Below are 19,207 nucleotides of genomic sequence, written 5' to 3' on the forward strand. Positions count from 1 at the left end.
GACAGCAAGAGATAAAGAGGTAATAATTTGAGTAACAAATATATATAAGAGTGTTGCTTTGGATACAAAAAGTCAGATCCTTTGTTATTCATATTTTTCTGTTACAATTATGGAGATATACATGATAGCGGGGGAAGAATATGGCTAAAAAAATGGCAAAAACAAATGCAGTTCGTTTGGTTGAACAACAAAAAATCTCCTATGAGTTATTAAGTTACAAAACAGATGCTGGACAATTGGTAGATGGTATCTCTGTCTCGGAAAAAATTGGTTATTCTTTTGAATATGTTTATAAAACGTTGGTTGCAACATCTGGAGATCATCATTATTACGTTTTTGTTGTCCCTGTTGCAAGTGAATTAGATTTAAAAAAGGCAGCAAAGGTAATAGGCAAAAAGAAAATAGAAATGATTGCAATCAAAGACCTTCTTGGTTTAACTGGATATGTTCGCGGTGGTTGCTCACCGATTGGTATGAAAAAGTTGTTTCCTACTTATATTAATGAAACTGCAGAAGCATTAGATTATATGATTGTTAGTGCAGGGAAAATTGGTATGCAACTAAAATTATCACCACAAGATTTAGCAAAAGCATGCAATGCAAAATTTGCGGCTATTATATCATGACAATATGAGGATATAAGTCTGCAAATAAAAGAGACAATTTTAGCAGGTGGGAACAGAGTGATGTTTCCATCCTGTTTTCAATCAATCATTCATTTTAGCCAAGAATAACTAACCATATGGATTAGAAAAAACTTTTACTGGTACAGGTTAGAAAGCACATAACATAGCTAAAAGGTTGTTTGGATAGTTTCTTCGTGGGAAGATAGATCATCAGCTTTAAATAAGCCATCTCATTGCAAAAAAATGTTTCTTGGCTGATCATTATGGTAAGGATGAATTTTTAACCATTTGCATAAACTAAAAAGACCCGACTGCTCTCAACAGTCGAGTCCATTGTACAAAGTGGCCCGTCAAAGGGCTGGCTCAAAAAGGTGTCTTATTAGATAGACCTTTCCCTTTAAGTTTGGAGGCTCAAGGGAGGGTCTATTTATCTTTCTTTGACAACAGGGCAATCCACTAAAATGATTATAAGGTTCAGAGATCGGAAGGGAACGAATGTTCAGGAAAGGTCGTTTTTTAAACGCGTGATTTAATTATCTTTTCTAAGCAGAGTTTGTCATTAAAAAAATCCCATGAAAATCTTGATAAAAACAACAAATGAAAAAAGAGGAAAACCCTTGGCACATAAGGGTTTTCCTCTTTGTATTTGCAACGTCCCAGGAGAGATTCGAACTCCCGACACACAGCTTAGGAGGCTGTTGCTCTATCCACCTGAGCTACTGGGACATGGAAATATATTATAATACAAAAAAATAAAAAAAGAAAGGGGAAGGTTTTGTTTTTTTATTGACTTTCGACAGGAAAGAGACATGCATTCAGCAAAAACTGAATGCATGTCCTCTTTTAGGCTTTCATGTCAATATGATGGCCTGAAACGGGATGGGGTGCTTTAACCATATCGATCAATTGCTCAGCACTTTGCTTTCCAACATCTAAAGCCGTTTTTGTCAAGGAGACTTGAACATTTTGGGCAAGTGCTGCTTGACTCATCGCCATAGAAAGAACAGCAATATCCATGTAATCACCTCCTTAACACGTTATATCGGATAAAAAAATCTCGTGTTTATATTCTGATGCAAATGGGTATTTTAAATTTAAGAATCTATTAGTGATTTTTAAGTTTTTCTATTGAAAAATAAGACTTCCCTCGGTCATTTTCCTGTTTTAATCAATAGATTATCTACTACTTTAATTGTGTTATGATGATAGCATAAAAAAGATTAAAGCGAGGTTTTCGTTAACATGTTAGAGAAAGCCGAAACATTATTACGGCACTATTTTGGCTATCAATCATTGCGCTCAGGTCAACAGGAAGCAATTCAATCTGTCGTTACCAATCAACTTGATACAGCATGTATTATGCCAACAGGGGGTGGAAAATCGATTTGCTATCAGATCCCAGCACTTCTTTTTGCGGGGACAACCCTTGTCATTTCTCCTTTAATTTCTCTTATGAAAGATCAGGTGGATGCTTTAAATCAAGCGGGTATTAAAGCTACATATATTAATAGTTCCCTTGATATTGATAGAATAAATGAACGCTTATCTATTCTCAAACAAGGCGGCTATACATTGTTTTATGTTACACCTGAGCGTTTAAGTTCACCTGATTTTATCCGTGTGGTTTCAGAGATCCACATTCCTCTTGTGGCCATAGATGAAGCACATTGTATTTCCCAGTGGGGCCACGATTTTCGACCGAGTTACAGACATATTAAAGAGTTTTTAAGTTCACTTAGCAATCGCCCTATAGTACTTGCTTTGACGGCGACGGCAACCCCTGAAGTTCATGAGGATATTTGCGCACAACTTGGCATTCGAAAAGAAAACACTATTTTCACGGGCTTTTCGAGAGATAATTTGACATTTAAAATTCTTAAAGGGGAGAATAAAGAGCATTTCATTGAGTCATATATTTTAAAAAACCGTTCTGAAGCAGGCATCATTTATACCACCACAAGGCGTGAAGCGGAAAGAATATCTAGAAAAATTTTTAAAAAAGGAATTGCTGCTGGATGTTATCATGGTGGCATGAATGATGAAGAAAGAGAGCGCCAGCAAGACCTTTTTTTAAATGATGAATTGAGTGTAATGGTTGCGACATCTGCTTTTGGGATGGGGATCGACAAATCTAATATTCGTTACTGTATTCACTATCAAATTCCGAAAAGTATGGAAAGTTATTATCAGGAAGCAGGGCGTGCTGGGCGTGATGGACTTGCGAGTGAGTGTATATTGCTATTTTCTCCTCAAGACATCAGGCTACAACGGTTTTTAATTGAGCAGTCTATAGAAGATGAAGAAATTAAAGCACAAGACATGAAAAAACTGAGGCAAATGGTTGATTTTTGTCATACAGAAGACTGTCTTGAACAGTTTATTCTTTCTTATTTTGGAGAAGAACAGACAGTAAGCTGTGGTCGGTGTGGCAATTGTCTTGATACAAGAAAGATGTCAGATGTCACCAAAGAAGCACAAATGGTATTATCTTGTATCATCCGAATGGGGGAACGATTTGGAAAAACAATGGTTGCACAAGTGCTATCCGGATCAAAAAATAAGAAAGTGATGGACAATGGTTTTCAACAGTTATCAACATACGGTATTTTAAAGCAACGATCTGTATCGGAAATTAGTGATTTTATTGAGTTTTTAATAGCGGATCAATACATACAGATGTCTGAGGGAACATTTCCGATTCTCTTTGTCACCAATAAAGGACGAACTGTTTTGTTAGGACAAGAAAAGGTGACGCGCAAAGAAAAAATGAATACAGTTCAAATTGTTAAAGACGATCAACTGTTTGAACATTTAAGAACGGTGCGTAAGAAAATTGCGCAAGAACAAGGAGTGCCTCCATTTATTGTTTTTTCCGATGAAACGTTGAAAGATATGTGCACGAAAATTCCTTTGACTGAAGATGAATTAATGAATGTTAAAGGGGTGGGTGAACAAAAAAGAAAAAAATACGGTGATTTATTTTTAAAGGAACTTAAAGCCTATAAATCTAAAAATAAAGGAAAAATTACAAATGAATTAGAGTGAAAAATAACCGTTCATTAAAAAATTGCGCACTCAATCAAACCTTATTATGACTGGATTTTGACTGTGTAGACCCGATTTTACAAGCAAAACAAATCCTCCTTGTAAAATAACTGTAATCTAAAACACATTGTTTTGTTATTGAATTGACATTTTCATATGATACCATTGCTCTTGTTAGCCGGACAATAAAAAGCTAACAAGGGAGGATTTACTTATGAAGAAGACGTTTATGTCCTTTGTTGCAGTTGCGGCATTATCATCAACTGCTTTCGGAGCGAGTGCCTCCGCAAAAGAAGTAACAATTCAAAAAGGTGATACACTTTGGGGTATCTCGCAAAAACAAGGTGTAAACCTAGAGGATTTAAAACAATGGAATCAGCTTTCTACTGACCTCATCATCCCAGGTCAAAAGCTGAACGTTTCTGAAAAAAAGATAGAAAAGAAACAATACACAATTAAAAAAGGAGACACTCTCTGGAAAATTGCCGAACAATTCGGTGTCACCGTGAGCGATCTTAAAAATTGGAACGACATAAAATCAGATCTGATTTATGCAAATACAACCATTTCTGTCGATGGTCAAAAAATGGTTCAAGATACTTCTCAGCCCGTTGAACCAAAGGATCATCAAACAGCTGATGTAAAACAGAAGATACCTGAACAAAAACAGGCGCCTGAAAGAAAGGCAGTTCCTGAACAAAAACAAGCACCTACAAAAAAGGCAGCTCCACGTTCAAACCCATCTCAAAGCGCGGCAAAAACGATGACGGTTACAGCGACAGCATATACTGCTAATGTGGGGTCTGGTGTTACAGCGACAGGTATTAATTTGCGAGCAAATAAGAATGCGAAAGTAATAGCTGTTGACCCAAGTGTGATTCCGCTTGGCTCTAGAGTATATGTTGAAGGATATGGAGAAGCTATTGCTGGTGATACTGGCGGAGCTATTAAAGGTAACAAAATTGATGTATTTGTCCCAAGCCATTCAGCTGCAAAAAATTGGGGCGTTCGCTCAGTTAAGATTAAAGTCTTACATTAATAGATGTTGATATTACAAGGCACTGATCATAAATCATGATCAGTGTTTTTTTTAATACTTTAAAACCGCTAATCACCACTCTCGAACATCATTTTTTGTCTAAAATAATCGAATTTTAATGTAATTTTAAACTAAGAGTTTGATTTTTTATGATAAGATACATATGGAAATCTGGTATGATCTTTGAAAAACTTAATTATGAAGGAGCGTTTAATATTGAAGAAGAAATGGACTTTGTTCGTGCTAATTTCAGTTTTTGTACTTGCATTAGCTGCTTGTCAGCAAGGAGATCAGAAAGCTGCAAGTCAGAAACCTACTGAGCAAAAAAAGACTGAGCAAAAAATAACTGATCCAAAACAATTATTTACAACAGCTTACAAAAACACACAAGCTGCAAAAACTTTTGATGTTTCAGCAGATATCGACATCAATGTAGATCCTTCCAGCATAAAAGATGAGGATAAAGAATTTGTGGAAGTGATTAACAATGCAAAATTAAAAGCCGATGTAAAAGGGAATACAGAAACGAAACAATATGAAGTCGTTTTGAAAAGCAAGTTTTCTTATCAAGGTCTGTCAATGGATATTAATCTCCCTGTATACATAGATGAAAATAAACAACATTGCTATGTAAAAGTAGATAGTATGATCAAAAGTTTTGGGTTTGTTCTTAATGCAAAAGGAATAAATTTAGAGAGTGTTAAAGATAAATATCTTGAAGTACCAATTGAATACGATCAACAAATAACTTCACAAAAGACAGAAGAAGTAAAACAGAAAACACTAGAGACTTTAGGGAAAATAGATATACCAAAAGACAATTTCAAGAAGGAAGAGCTGACAGATAAAGAAAAGCAGCAGGGAGCAGCCCATAAAATCACACTAAGCTTTAGTGATGAGAACTTTAAAGCATTGTTCATTAATTTCGTCAATGTCTTAGGAGAAGCAATGAACAAACCGATTAAAGATAACAAGATGAATCAACTAAAAGACGGCTTAAAAAAGATCAATTTCAAGAAAATGAATTTTACAGCAACAATCGATGACAAAAACGCTTTTAAAAATTTTAATACAGATATTTTAGTAAATGTTGGTCAATTTGAAAAAGACAATTTTTCTGGGGATATAGGATTCAAATTATCAACCACTTACAAAAACGTGAATGGTGATATTACATTTAAGTACAAACCGAAAGAAAATCAAATTGTAACACAAGCCGAATTGAATAAACTACTGATGCAAAGAAAGTATAATTAAATAGTAATTTACGAGAGAATTGCGTTTTAGTGTAAATCCCTTCGGATTGGTCCGAGGGGATTTTTTTAGTTGCATAAAACTAGGAAATATTAACTAGTCGGTATCACTGTGAGCGATCAGCTCATAAAGTCACATGGTCTTTGCAAATCTTTAAGTAGAAACGAGTATATGGCTCTTAGCACCTTTTTTTGTTGATATGAAGTGATTTTAAGGTAGTATTAAACAATATTTTAGACTTTATATGATAAAATACATAAGCATATTACAATTATTTTTTATGACTTGAAGGAGCGTTTAATATTGAAGAAAAAGAAATGGTCTTGTGTTTTGCTGGTTTTAGCTTTTGTGCTTGCACTAGCTGCTTGTCAGCAAGGGACAGAACAGAAAGCTACAGAACAAAAATCGACTGAAACTAAAAAGGTTAGTGAGCAAAAAAAAGTGATCGATCCAAAACAGTTATATACAACAGCATTCCAAAAAATGCTGGATGCAAAAACATATGACTGTTCGATTGATGCCGACATCAATGTAGATACTTCCAACTTGCAAGGTGAGTATAAAGAATTTGCTGATGTGATAAACAATGCAAAATTAACAGTCGATATAAAAGCAAATGAAGAAACGAAACAGTCAGAACTCGTTTTTAAAGGAAAATTCTCTTATCGAAATTTGACAATGGATTTTAATGTTCCTGTATACATGGATGAGGAAAAACAACGCGGCTATATCAAACTAGATAGTATGTTGAAGAATTTTGGGATTTTTCTAGGTACAAGCCAAAATCATTTAGAAAGTGTTAAAGATAAATATCTTGAGTTTCCACTAGAAGATGATCAACCTTTCACTTCATATACGGAAGAAAAAATAAAACAGAAATCTCGGGAGTCATTAAATAAAGTAAATGGTGATTTACCACAAAATAAATTTAAGAAGGAAGAGCTGACAGGTAAAGAAAAACAGCAGGGAGCAGCTCAAAAAGTCACACTAAGCCTTAATGACAAAGAGACGAAAGTAGCATTTATTAAATTAATTGATGTCATGGGAAAAGCAATCAACGACCCGATTTCAAAATCGGAGTTGAGCGAAATGGAAGACATGTTAAAAAAGATCACCATTAAGAAACTGAAAATGACAGGAACCATTGATGACAAAGAAACTTTTCAAAATTTTGATGCAGATCTATTAGTTAAGGTTCAGCATAGTGATTTTTCTGGAGATATCGGGTTCAAATTATCAACATCTTACAAACACATCAACGAGGATATCACATTAATGGACAAACCTAAAAAAGATCAAATTGTATCAGAAGATGAATTTGAAAAGATATTGACTATCGCAACTCAAAAAATATGATAGATTACTTAAAGTTATTCGACAAAAGGAGTATTTCACTTGAAGAAAAATTGGATTTTATTTTTACTGAGCGCAGTTCTCATTTTTGCATTAACTGCTTGTCAACCTAAGCCTAAAGAATCATTCACATCTGCTTATATCAATTTGTTGGAAGCAGAAACATACGAGTTTTCAACCGATATTCATTTCAACTTAGATATTCCTAACCTCCCTGAGAAGGATCAGAAAGGAATTGAAGATCTAAACAATTCAAAAATCACAATAACCGGTAAGACAAATACGAAAACAAAAGAGACCGAAATGACTGTTAAAGGTAAGATGAAAGTTAAAGGCAAAACAATGGACCTGGATATTCCTGTTTTGATAGATGAACAAAAACAACTTGGTTATCTTAAATTAGACGGTTTAGCTGATCAGTTTGGCACCCTCATCAATCACCCAGATGTGAAATTTGACAACTTCAAAGGGAAATTTCTCGAGTTCCCACTTCATCAAGATGAAGCAACATCAGAAGAGAAGAAAGAGAAACTATTAAAATCTCTTAATAATACAATAGATAATCTGTCTGATAGTCATTTTAAAGAAGAGAGCTTGACAGATAAAGAAAAAGAGCAGGGAGTTGCTCAAAAAATCACACTTAGCCTTAATGATCAACTGATTAAATCAGTGATTCAACAAATCTTCAAAGTCTATCAAGACAATTTAAAAGAAAAGTTTACGAAAAATGATCTTGATGATGTGTTTAAGCATGTCAATTTTAAAAAATCAAATTGGACAGTATCACTTGATGATAAGGAAAATCTTCTAACTCAACAAACAGATTTCACAATGGGAGTTGATGTCCATAAAAAACCTGCATCTTTCAAAATCAAGGCAATGACTTCCTTCAGTAATATGGATGGAGAAGTAAATATCAATATCAAACCAGAAAAGCAAGATATTGTAACACTTTTTGAATTTAAAACGATGGTTGGTGCTGAAATCATTAGAGCAAGAAGAGGTTAGTATGCAATTCCCTTCAGGTTATACGCCCTGAAGGGAATTTTTTGTTACACAATTATAGCGTTACAGCTACAGTAAGTAATATCGTGAGCCTGTTATAATCTAGGGGTTTTTTAATGAAAAAAGTCGAATATGGGCGAATTTTAATGTAATGTTAAACTAGAATTTAGATTTTTCATGATAAAATACATAGGAATATTGGTAGTAATTTTGATAACTTATAGAGGAGGAGGGTTCAATATTGAAGAAAAAGAAATGGTCTTGTGTTTGGCTAATTTTAGCTTTCGTACTTGTACTAGCTGCTTGTCAGCAAGATGCAAATCATAAAACGACAGAGGGAAAAGTGACTGATCCAAAACAATTATACACAACAGCATTCCAAAAAATGCTGAATGCAAAAACATATGACAGTTCGATTGATGCTGACATAAACATAGATACTTCCAACTTGCAAGGTGAGTATAAAGAGATTGCTGATGTGATAAACAATGCAAAATTAACAGTCGATATAAAAGCAAATGAAGAAACGAAACAGTCAGAACTTGTTTTCAAAGGTAAATTCTCATATGAAAATTTGTCAATGGATTTTAATGTCCCAGTTTACTTGGATGAGAACAAACAACGTGGTTATATTAAACTAGATAATGCGTTGAAGAGTTTTGGGATTTTTCTTGGCACAAGCGAAAATCATTTAAAAAGTGTTAAAAACAAATATCTTGAGTTCTCGCTTGAAGAAGATCAACCCCTAAATCCACATACAGAAGAAAGACTCAAACGAAAACTACAGGAATCATTGATCAAAGCTATGGATGATATACCACAAGACAATTTTAAAAAAAGCCAGCAAGGATCAGCTCAAAAAGTCACATTAAGTCTTAGTAACAAAGGTTTTAAAACATTTATTATGAATTACTTAGATGTTTGCGGAGAAACACTGAAAGACCCGCTTACGGATACAGAGATGAATCAATTAAAAGATTTCTTTGAAAAAATCAACTTTAAGAAACTAAGTATGACCGCAACCATGGATAACAAAGAATATATTCACAATTTTGATACCGATATTTTACTTCATGTTGATCATAATGATTTTACTGGGGATATAGGATTCAAACTTTCAACTTCTTACAAAAATATCAATGGTGATGTTACGTTAAAATACAAGCCGAATAAAGATCAAATTTTAACAGAAGATGAATTTGAAGAGCTGATGACTCAAGCAACTGAGATGAACTAGATATGCATATTGGATGATAAGATTATATATCCATTATAATTTTGAAGAAATGAAAGAATACAAGCAGGTTTCTTGATTAGTTATTGAAAATAATCAGGAAAAGGAGTGTTTTACTTGAAGAAAAATTGGTTATTACTTTTGGTAACTTCCGTTCTCGTTTTTGCATTAGCAGCTTGTCAGCAAACTGATCCAAAACAATCATACACAACCGCTATCAAAAAAATGGTGGATTCAAAAACATATGATTTTTCGACTGATATCGATATCAATATTGATACTTCAAACTTAACAGATGTATCAAAGGAAGTTGCTGAAGTGTTTAACAATGCAGATTTAACAGTAGATTTCAAAGCAAATAAAGACACAAAACAGTCTGAATTTGTTTTTAAAGGTAAGTTTAGTTATCGAAACTTAGCTATGAATTTTAATGTCCCTGTATATATGGATGAAAATAAAAAACGAGGCTATATCAAACTAGATAGCCTGATAGAAAATTTCGGAATTATTCTTGGTCCATCAACTGTCCAAAGACTCGAAAGTGTTAAAGGTAAGTATCTCGAGTTCCCACTTGAAAAAGCTGATTATCGTTCGCAAGATACAGAAAAAGTAAAACGATTATTCTTGAAATCTCTAGAAATGTTTGCAGACGATTTTCCACAAGATAAGTTTAAAGAAGAAGATTTGACAGATAAGGAAAAACAGCAGGGAACTGAGCAAAAAGTCACATTAAGTTTTAGTGATAAGGAAATCAAAGATGCGTACACTCATTTTGCTAAGCAGATTGGAAAAGAGCTTAATCACCCATTTAAAGAATCAGATCTAAATGATTTACAACAGGAATTAACAGATGTCAAATTTAAGAAATTTGACATGACAACATCAATTAATAAGGAAAAATCTCTTCGATATTTAACAACTGATGTTTCAATTGGGGTTGATCATAAAGATTTTCAGGGAGATTTTAATATTAAATTCTCAACTACTTACAATAGTTTAGATCGGAAAGTCAAATTCGACTATAAACCGGAAGAAGATCAAATTGTAACAATGGATGAACTTGAAGGACTAGTTGACCAGAGCGGCCGAGAAGAAATAAATGGGTTTACTAAATAGTAAAGATACTCAAGAATATGAAGATAGCTATTTTAATCAACTAAAGTTTATGATAGAATATTAAGGTATCTGGTTCTTTAATACCTTTGTTTACATTAAGAAAATAGTCATACTAAAGGAGCGTTTAACTTGAAGAAAAATTGGCTTTTATTTTTATTGAGCTCAGTTCTCGTGTTTGCATTAGCTGCATGTCAACAGGACGGGGCTAAGCTTAAAGAAACGTACACATCTGCTTACAAGAAGATGAAGAACGCGGAAACTTATGAATTTTCAACTGATCTTGGTTTAAAAGTAGATGTTTCAAACCTGTCTGGTGCTGAAGATCAAAAAGCAGCGGATATGATAAACAATGCAAAACTAACAATTAGCGGTAAAACAAATACCAAAACGAAGCAATCCGAAGTTGTTTTTAAAGGTAAAATAAATGTATTTGGTAAGCCAATGAATTTTGATATTCCGGTTTATATGGATGAAAAGAAACAAATTGGGTATATCAAACTAGATAGTGTAATAGAAAACTTCGGTCCTATGATACAGAGCAAGCTAGGATTGGATGTTACAAAGTTAAAAGGAAAGTATCTTGAATTACCGCTTGACGAGATGAAGACAGCATCAAATGATACAGAAAAAATGCAAAACGATTTAGTGAAAACTTTACAAAAAGCGGTAGATGACATATCTGATGATAAGTTCGAAAAAGAAGATTTGACAGATAAAGAGAAAAAACAGGGAGCAACTCAAAAAATTACAGTCAGCATTCAAGATGAAAAAATTAAAGACATTATGATGAAAGTTATGGACACTATTAAACAAACAACTGGTGGAAAAACAAATAAAGAAGATTTAGAAAAAGTGAAATTTGAAAACTTCAAAGTAACATCAACATTTGATGATAAAGACAATTTCCTTACTCAAGATCTTAGTATGAAGATGGCTTTTGATCAAAAAGATTATCCTAAGTCTTTCACTATTACTACGTCAACTACTTACAAAAATATCGATGGTAAAGTAACATTTAGTACAAAACCGAAAAAAGACGAGATTGTGACACTACCTGAACTCCAAGGCATGCCGGCTAATGGCATGATGCAACCAAGCGGTTTTTAATATAAAGATCCAGAATTCCCTTCGGATTGATCCGAGGGGAATTTTTTATCGACATAAAACAAAGCGAAAACATTGACAAGTCAGGCGATATTGAATACGATTTTCATAGCTTACACATTAGGAGAGATCATTTATTATGAGTCGTACAGAAAAAAATAAGAACTATACTGGTATTGTTGTGACGTTGACGATCATCATCAACGGTGTGATCGCCTTGCTGTTTTTTATGCCGAAAAGTGATAAGTTCGCCCATTTGGATTTAACATTTTTGCCGTTACTGAATGCTGTCTGTAATAGCTTTACATTCATTTTTTTAGTTGCAGCACTGATAATGATTAAGCAGAAAAATATTCAAGCGCACAAACGGTTTATTATTGCAGCATTTACCACAACGGCAATCTTTCTTGTCTCATATTTGATTTACCATTCACTTATGCCTGATACTCATTTTGGTGGTGAAGGCATCATAAGGCCAATCTACTATTTTGTCTTGATCACTCATATTGTGTTATCAGCCATCATTGTTCCGCTGGCCTTGTTTACATTATTGAGAGGGCTAAACATGCAGGTCGAACGCCACCGCAAACTCGCCCGTTGGACAATGCCGCTATGGCTATATGTTAGTATTACTGGTGTTATTGTTTATATGATGATTTCCCCTTACTATTAAAAAAACCGGCAACTCGAGTTGCCGGTTTTTTTATGACCTCTTTTGAAAATAATCCCGTTAAATTAGATAAACGTCCTACACAAGAATAGGAAGTAGTCAATATAAATAATTAGAGCATTGGATAGAAAAGAAAAGGGAGATGCTTATGAAAATTTTGCTTGCCACTTATTGGAATATACCTCATGTAGGTGGCGTTTGGACATACATGGTCCAGTTAAAAGAAAAACTTGAGTCACTAGGTCATGATGTGGATTTGCTTGGATTTGGAGAAGATAATCAAGTTGTTCATATTGTTAATGAAAACCGAAAAGTAGATAAAGCTCAACTACTATCTTTGGTAAACGCAAAATTGGACAATGAAAAGTTTCCGGAAATATATAAGAATCATTTAGTCGAATACACTGAAATTCAACGTTATACGCTTGAACTGGCGGCCTTACATTTTGGGTTGGAAAAATATGATCTCATTCATGCTCAGGATGTCATCTCAAGCGGATGTCTTAAAAGGGTGAAGCCAGAAAAGACAGCTCTTGTCACTACTCTTCACGGCTGTGTCGCATATGAAATTAGATACCAGCTTGAGACCATTCATCGATCATCTACATCAGATCTAGCAAGAGCATACTTTGACTATCTTGAACAAATCGGGGCAATGAGTGCTGATGTGACAGTTGTGGCTAACAAGTGGATGAAGAATGTTCTGACAGGAGAGTTTGGCGTTTCCGAAGAACAAATCGAGATATTTCATTACGGTTACAATATCGATCAATTTTTAGAACGCATGACAGAGAAAACTGCTGAAGTGCCCTATACAGATAAAAAAATCATTCTTTTTGCTGGTAGACTTACTCAAAACAAAGGTGTGCATCATTTAATCTCAGCACTTGAACAACTAAAAGAAATTCGCAATGATTGGGTATGCTGGATTGTTGGGGAAGGAGAGAAACTGGCAGGGCTCCGCGTACAAGCAGATCAGTTGGGTCTTAGTGATGATATCACATTTCTAAAAAATCGAAATGATGTTCCATATTTAATGACGCTTGCTGACATTTTTGTGCTCCCGAGCCTGTTGGAAAACCAACCTTTATCAGTGATTGAAGCACAGCTTGCCGGACTGCCTGTCATTGTTAGTGATGCCGGTGGAATTCCTGAAATTGTAGAACATGAAATGACCGGTCTTATAACCCCAAAAGGGGATAAAGAAGCGCTAGCAAACTGCTTGAATCGATTGCTGGAAGATGAAGCACAAAGAAAAGAGTTAGGTGCAAACGCCCGTGAATTCGCTCTGGAATATTGGAATATGGATGATGCTGTCAACCATATTTTGACTGTTTATCAAAAAACAATTAAAAACAAAGGAGACATGTGATATGAAAAGACAAATAAAGACACATTTACTTGAATTGTTATCTAAAGATGAGATTGATATGGAGTGGTGGGATAAATATTTAGATTTATTATTTTCTTTTCGAAATGGCTTGCTTGAAGAAGTAACCGATCAGAACGAAGAAATGGTTTCAAGTGAAACAGATGACAACAGTAGCCAAGACGATATCTATAGCGAACTGACAGCTAGCTTTGAAGAGATGAACAAGAAGATTGTTGAGAGCAATCAAAAAGTACTTGAATCCATTAAAGCCTCACTTCCTACCGATTATACATTGCCTAATCAAGACACAATGAATTTCTTCAAATCACAAAAGAAATCATGATCTTTCTCAAAAACCTTCGGTATTCCGAAGGTTTCTCTTATTTGAATTATTTAAATTGAAGATAGGTCACTGTCTTTTACCAATCAAAAGCTATGAACATACAATACTAAAAACATATGAATTGATTTTGATTCAAGAGAGGCTGTTTAAAAAACTGCAAATTACTTCAATACAGCATTTTCGGTTGTTTTATCTAATGATTTGAAGGAGTGGGAGTATGAATTTGCAACAAATAAAAGGTGAATATGATGCTGTTTTCAGCTTGGGGCATCTTTGCCTGACGGCTCTTCAGCTTCGGAAATTGAATATGAGACCTTATTCAGGCCCTCTAGACTGGATGGGGACACCATCGCTGACAGAGCTTAACCGCCTTTTACGAAATCAATTTGACGGTTTTATGGAACCGCAAAACTTAAGAGTAACTGGATATTCGACCGCAATTGCTACAAAAGAAAAGCACATACTTGTAACTGATGATTTTTATAAGGTTGATTCGGCACACGATTTTAAAGCAGACCGCAATACGCTTGACCACTTAGCAACATATTCCGAAGTGATGGAAAAACTAAATAGAAGAATTAACCGTTTTTTAGAAAAAATATCTTCTGCAAAGCGTGTTCTTTTTATCAGAACGAGCGGCACTTACAATGAAGCGCAAGAACTTGAAGAAGTATTGAATGATTTGGTTCAAAATGATTTTAGCGTTCTCCTCATCAACCACACCAATGTAACTGGAATCGTTGAAAAGGACTGGTCATTAGAAAAAATTTGCGCTGTTGAACTTCCTGATCAAGACATCTGGCACTCAAATGATGAGTATTGGAAAGAGATGCTTCTTGATGTGAAGATCATTTAATTTTAATAAACACAAAGATGATACCAATAAAGGGGAGAAAATGCGGATGTTTGAAAATAAAGTCATTTTTATTACCGGGGGAACAGGTTCATGGGGGCATGAACTGATCCTTCAGTTACTATCTTTAAGTCCTAAAAAAATCATTGTGTTTTCTAGAAATGAAGACAGACAAGTTCGAATGAGAAGGCTTATTGAAGATCAACGGTTAACTTTTTTAATCGGTGATATTCGTGATCGAACGGCATTGATAACGGGTTTAAAAGGGGTCGATTACGTATTTCATTTAGCAGCCCTGAAGCATGTACCGGTTTGTGAAGAACAGCCGCTTGAAGCCTTGAAAACGAATGTAACTGGAACCGAAAATGTCATTGAAGCGGCAATTAAAAACGGCGTTAAAAAAGTGATCAATGTGTCAACAGATAAAGCGGCTGATCCTGTTAATTTTTATGGAATGACAAAAGCGATTGGTGAAAAACTGATTATTTATGCCAACCACTTGAATTCAGATACAGCCTTTATTTGTGTAAGGGGAGGTAATGTCCTTGGTAGCAGTGGGAGTGTTCTTCAGCTTTTTAAAGATCAAATAAAGCAGAAGAATCAGGTGTTGATCACAGACAAAAGGATGACACGTTTCTTCATTACAAAAGAAAAAACGATTCAACTGTTATTAAAGGCGGCGGACATCGGGTCTGGTGGAGAAACATTCATTTTGAATTCACCAGCATGCAAGGTGATCGACATAGCAGAAATATTGCTTGAAACGTATGGAAATGACCGGTCTTCCATTATCGAAAGTGGAGCAAGACCAGGAGAAAAACTACATGAAGTGCTGATCTCTGGACATGAGTGCCAACACACTGTTACACATACAACTGACCTTTTGATTGTATTACCATCGATCATGATTCCTGAGCTAAACGAACAATACGCTGACTCAGAACCACTGCAAACACAAAAGTTAAGCTCAGAAGACTTTTTAATTAGCAAAAATGAAGTAAGAAACATGTTAACAAAAGGTGGATTTTTAACAACATGATGTCGTTCATGTTGCGGACATAAAAGCATGGCATGCGATTTAGCAGGCGATGCTTATGTTCCGTTTTTTGAAAAAAACTGGACGTACATATCCATACGCCCAGTTTTATGAATGGCTTGTTAAACCTTCAATCTGTTGTTCGATTTTCTTTGTTCGTTCCATCACTTTCTCAGCATAAGAAAAATCCCCAAAACAGTAAGGATAGCGGAAGTTGTCCTTGTCTCCTCCACAGTTATAGAGCTCGGGGTTTTTTTTCGCTTGTTTTTTGGAAAATGTCTTTGCCAGTTTTTCCGTATGCTTTCCTCCATTTTTCGCAACATATTCAATATAGCCAGATCCCATATTATAGCTTTGAATAATTGCTTTTAAATCGACTCCATTTTTCTGCCCTTTTTGATACATATCTACAAAATGACGAACACCCTGTTTAATACTCGTATTCGGGTCGTCTATTTCATTTCGTTTTAAACCGAGAGATTCTGACGATTGCATGGGATCACTACCTTTACCTTTTGACTCCTGGTACATAATGCCCAGAAGAATGGAGGTATATTGTTGAAGTCCATTTTCTTTCAGTTTATCTTCTACAAGAGGCTTATAGTCTTTCAATCTCTCCATAATAATAGGTTCAGTGTCGAGCGGAAGCCATTTCAATTGTTCCAGACCGAAAAGGATAAAGCAAATAAGGAAGACAAACAAGAAAAAAATTAAACAGCCAGCTCTGGCAACACACCCCATCTTCTTTCTCTTCATAGTTTCACCTCTTGTAAAAGTCTGCACAACTTTTTCATTATGACATATTCTAAGAGTTAACACCAAATGATATATGTTTAAATATTTTATTTATCCGTCTATATAACCAGTGCATAAAAACAAATCATTCGGTAAATGATGAGTTTAGTGGGAAAAAGAAAGGAGATTTTTAAGATGGATCAATTGAAAAACTATGTTGAAATTGTCAAAAAAAATATCGAAACAATGAATGCTTCTGACTACTATGGAAAAGAAGATGACTTAAAAAGGCAGGAGGAGGAGATCGAAAAATACGAAAGATGGTTAAAACAAGAAAGTGATTCAGGTGAACAATTTGATCAAATTGTTGATGCAGCCGTAGATTGTGCTGCTGGAGATATTTCTTTTTCTCAGTTGGAAGATGTCTACCGGAACGGAAAAAACTAGCATCTCGTGATTTTGGGGATGCTAGTTTGCTATCAAAAAAAGAGTGAAAACTTTTCAATACGGCCTCTTTTAGTATATGATATGTATGAACATATCGTACGGAAAAGGTGAAAAACATGAACGAACAAAATCAAAAACAGAAGCGTATTGAACTTGATGAAGAAACTTTATTTCTTGTCTCACAGACGTTTAAAGCACTCTCAGACCCGACGAGAATCAAAATCCTTCATTTGCTCTCTCAGGGGGAGTATTCAGTAAATGAAATTGCAGAAAAACTTAGTCTTCTTCAGTCAACTGTTTCCCACCAACTCAGGTTTTTAAAAAACTTGAGGCTTGTGAAATCCAGAAGGGAAGGGACGTCTATTTTCTATTCTCCGGAGGATCAACATGTATTGGATGTCTTAAAGCAGATGATCAATCATACCCAGCATGATTAATTTGCTCTTTAAGAATAAAAAAAGAGAAACCAATGTAATAGACAGCCAGTACAAAAAAACAGATCATTGTTGCAGGATCTTCTGAAAAGAACTCACCCCACGCCGAGGAATGCCCTTCCGTTAATGCTTGGAGAAACTTGAGATTCATGATTCGATTAAAAAGCCGAAATGAAAATATAGACAAAATCGCAAGCTCAACCCACAAATGTGTCCGATAATAAAGCGTTCCATCTCGGTATTCAAATGAAATGTGTCTGAGAGCAAATACTGTTAATAACAATCCTACAAAAATTCCAACTGTATCATAAAGGTATGCTAAGGGATTAAAAGCGCTCATAGTCAGCAATAGAGCAGCAAGGATAGAGAAGAGAAACATTCTGATCACGATCCGAACCTGCTGAATGGGCTGAAAACCGAGCGCTCGTTTCAATTTTAGAAAAACAATAAAGCAGACGGCAACCAGCAAATTTAGGCTGTAAAAACTGAACTGCAACCTTTTTAAACCTCCCTTAATTCAAATATATGTACAACTTCTTCAGATTGGAACCGAAAAAATAAATGAAAAAGGGAGGATGATTGGTGTTATGAAAATTGACCGCTTACTTGCGATTGTTGTCTTGTTAATCAGCAGGCGACAAATACAGGCAAAAGAACTTGCTGACTTATTCGAGGTCTCAGTCAGAACAATATACCGTGATATTGAAGCGATAAATCAGGCCGGTATCCCGATTATCACGTCTCAAGGATCAGGCGGCGGAATTAGCATCATGGAACAGTATCGTTTGGAAAACAAGCTTCTTTCGGCGGATGAGCTAGCTGCAATCACAACCGCCCTTGAAAGCGTATCATCAACTTATCAATCTTTTCATGATGGAGCCGTATTGCAAAAGATTCGTCTGCTCGTCTCAAAAGAAGAATGGCCTAAATTCCGTGAAAAGACGGAAAAATGGTTTATTGATATTTCTTCATGGGGAGAAAGTAAGGGAATAAAAGAAAAAATACAGTTGTTCAATCGAGTGATAGACCATTCAAATATTATATCGCTTACATACGTTAATAAAGACGGCCAAACAGGAGAGCGCCGTGTCGAACCTCATACTCTTGTCTTAAAGGCGAGGCATTGGTACCTGTATGCCTTTTGTCTTGAAAGACAAGCTTTTCGTTTTTTTAAACTCGTTCGGATAAAAGATATTCATATTTTTCAAGATCAGTTTACAAGAAGAGAAGTTCATTTGAGCGAACTTCCTTGGGAGACAGAATGGCATAAACCTGAAAATATGACAGATCTCATGCTTCTGATCAAACCGTCAGGGGAACCTTTAGCAAGAGAATGGTTTGGCTATGATTCTCTTACATATAAGAACGGATCTTGTATTGCGTCTGTTTCATATCCGGAAGATGATTGGCTTTACGGATTCTTACTGCAATTTGGAACCCATATTGAGATTCTTCACCCCGCACATATTCGCCAAAAAGTAAAAGAACTCGCAAAACAAATTTATGATTTATATGAAACCTGACACAATGTTGTCAGGTTT

The 19,207-nt window shown here is 35.1% G+C and carries 20 protein-coding genes and 1 tRNA gene; 17 read left to right on the top strand and 4 right to left on the bottom strand.

Annotated elements, in window-relative coordinates:
* The first annotated feature begins 140 nt into the window (after nucleotides 1-140).
* A complete protein-coding gene (ybaK, locus tag PDT38_RS01625; protein ID WP_270798534.1) occupies nucleotides 141-626 on the top strand; it encodes a Cys-tRNA(Pro) deacylase in 486 nt (161 codons plus the stop codon).
* 652 nt (nucleotides 627-1,278) lie between these two features.
* Here the strand turns inward: ybaK and PDT38_RS01630 are convergent.
* Nucleotides 1,279-1,352 (bottom strand) — tRNA-Arg (locus tag PDT38_RS01630).
* A gap of 117 nt (nucleotides 1,353-1,469) precedes the next feature.
* A complete protein-coding gene (locus PDT38_RS01635; protein ID WP_270798535.1) occupies nucleotides 1,470-1,643 on the bottom strand; it encodes a YjfB family protein in 174 nt (57 codons plus the stop codon).
* 225 nt (nucleotides 1,644-1,868) lie between these two features.
* Here PDT38_RS01635 and recQ point away from each other — a divergent pair, with 225 nt between their 5' ends.
* The 13 genes from recQ (at nucleotide 1,869) to PDT38_RS01700 (ending at nucleotide 16,053) form a co-directional block, all read left to right on the top strand.
* Nucleotides 1,869-3,671, top strand: coding sequence for a DNA helicase RecQ (gene recQ, locus PDT38_RS01640; protein ID WP_270798537.1), 1,803 nt, complete (start codon nucleotides 1,869-1,871; stop codon nucleotides 3,669-3,671).
* Between the two features lie 214 nt (nucleotides 3,672-3,885).
* Nucleotides 3,886-4,710 (top strand): 3D domain-containing protein, encoded by an 825-nt coding sequence (locus tag PDT38_RS01645; RefSeq protein WP_270798539.1) that lies wholly within the window; start codon nucleotides 3,886-3,888, stop codon nucleotides 4,708-4,710.
* A 216-nt stretch (nucleotides 4,711-4,926) separates the two neighbouring features.
* Nucleotides 4,927-5,967, top strand: a complete 1,041-nt coding sequence (locus PDT38_RS01650) for a hypothetical protein (protein ID WP_270798541.1) — start codon at nucleotides 4,927-4,929, stop codon at nucleotides 5,965-5,967.
* Between the two features lie 300 nt (nucleotides 5,968-6,267).
* Nucleotides 6,268-7,320, top strand: coding sequence for a hypothetical protein (locus PDT38_RS01655; RefSeq protein WP_270798544.1), 1,053 nt, complete (start codon nucleotides 6,268-6,270; stop codon nucleotides 7,318-7,320).
* A 39-nt stretch (nucleotides 7,321-7,359) separates the two neighbouring features.
* Nucleotides 7,360-8,325: a hypothetical protein gene (locus PDT38_RS01660; protein ID WP_270798547.1), complete on the top strand. Its 966-nt coding sequence runs from the start codon at nucleotides 7,360-7,362 to the stop codon at nucleotides 8,323-8,325.
* A 238-nt stretch (nucleotides 8,326-8,563) separates the two neighbouring features.
* Nucleotides 8,564-9,559: a hypothetical protein gene (locus PDT38_RS01665; RefSeq protein WP_270798549.1), complete on the top strand. Its 996-nt coding sequence runs from the start codon at nucleotides 8,564-8,566 to the stop codon at nucleotides 9,557-9,559.
* A gap of 114 nt (nucleotides 9,560-9,673) precedes the next feature.
* On the top strand, nucleotides 9,674-10,672 hold the full coding sequence (locus PDT38_RS01670) for a hypothetical protein (RefSeq protein WP_270798550.1): 999 nt from the start codon (nucleotides 9,674-9,676) through the stop codon (nucleotides 10,670-10,672).
* A 129-nt stretch (nucleotides 10,673-10,801) separates the two neighbouring features.
* A complete protein-coding gene (locus tag PDT38_RS01675) occupies nucleotides 10,802-11,779 on the top strand; it encodes a hypothetical protein (protein WP_270798552.1) in 978 nt (325 codons plus the stop codon).
* 136 nt (nucleotides 11,780-11,915) lie between these two features.
* Nucleotides 11,916-12,449, top strand: a complete 534-nt coding sequence (locus PDT38_RS01680; RefSeq protein WP_270798554.1) for a DUF420 domain-containing protein — start codon at nucleotides 11,916-11,918, stop codon at nucleotides 12,447-12,449.
* Nucleotides 12,450-12,594: 145 nt separating this feature from the next.
* Entirely contained in the window at nucleotides 12,595-13,818 is a 1,224-nt protein-coding gene (locus tag PDT38_RS01685; RefSeq protein WP_270798556.1) for a glycosyltransferase family 4 protein, read from the top strand.
* 1 nt (nucleotide 13,819) lies between these two features.
* Nucleotides 13,820-14,161: a hypothetical protein gene (locus PDT38_RS01690; protein ID WP_270798558.1), complete on the top strand. Its 342-nt coding sequence runs from the start codon at nucleotides 13,820-13,822 to the stop codon at nucleotides 14,159-14,161.
* Nucleotides 14,162-14,378: 217 nt separating this feature from the next.
* Complete coding sequence (locus PDT38_RS01695) at nucleotides 14,379-15,017, top strand: DUF1796 family putative cysteine peptidase (RefSeq protein WP_270798560.1); 639 nt, start codon at nucleotides 14,379-14,381, stop codon at nucleotides 15,015-15,017.
* Nucleotides 15,018-15,063: 46 nt separating this feature from the next.
* Entirely contained in the window at nucleotides 15,064-16,053 is a 990-nt protein-coding gene (locus tag PDT38_RS01700; protein ID WP_270798562.1) for a polysaccharide biosynthesis protein, read from the top strand.
* A gap of 105 nt (nucleotides 16,054-16,158) precedes the next feature.
* Here the strand turns inward: PDT38_RS01700 and PDT38_RS01705 are convergent, their stop codons facing one another.
* On the bottom strand, nucleotides 16,159-16,806 hold the full coding sequence (locus PDT38_RS01705; protein ID WP_270798563.1) for a lysozyme family protein: 648 nt from the start codon (nucleotides 16,804-16,806) through the stop codon (nucleotides 16,159-16,161).
* Nucleotides 16,807-16,980: 174 nt separating this feature from the next.
* Between PDT38_RS01705 and PDT38_RS01710 the strand changes: the two genes are divergently transcribed.
* On the top strand, nucleotides 16,981-17,232 hold the full coding sequence (locus PDT38_RS01710; protein ID WP_270798565.1) for a YnfE family protein: 252 nt from the start codon (nucleotides 16,981-16,983) through the stop codon (nucleotides 17,230-17,232).
* A 116-nt stretch (nucleotides 17,233-17,348) separates the two neighbouring features.
* Complete coding sequence (gene czrA, locus PDT38_RS01715; protein ID WP_172295730.1) at nucleotides 17,349-17,669, top strand: Zn(II)-responsive metalloregulatory transcriptional repressor CzrA; 321 nt, start codon at nucleotides 17,349-17,351, stop codon at nucleotides 17,667-17,669.
* On the opposite strand, the gene PDT38_RS01720 is transcribed toward czrA, so the two are convergent.
* Nucleotides 17,647-18,162 carry a sporulation protein gene (locus tag PDT38_RS01720; RefSeq protein WP_270798570.1) on the bottom strand — a complete coding sequence of 172 codons (516 nt, stop codon included), beginning with the start codon at nucleotides 18,160-18,162 and terminating at the stop codon, nucleotides 17,647-17,649. The genes czrA and PDT38_RS01720 overlap by 23 nt on opposite strands.
* A gap of 91 nt (nucleotides 18,163-18,253) precedes the next feature.
* Between PDT38_RS01720 and PDT38_RS01725 the strand changes: the two genes are divergently transcribed.
* Nucleotides 18,254-19,189, top strand: a complete 936-nt coding sequence (locus PDT38_RS01725; protein WP_270798572.1) for a helix-turn-helix transcriptional regulator — start codon at nucleotides 18,254-18,256, stop codon at nucleotides 19,187-19,189.
* Nucleotides 19,190-19,207: the final 18 nt, after the last annotated feature.

Origin of the sequence: Bacillus changyiensis, from assembly GCF_027706145.1 — a bacterium.
GTDB classification, from domain to species: Bacteria; Bacillota; Bacilli; order Bacillales; family Bacillaceae; genus Bacillus; species Bacillus changyiensis.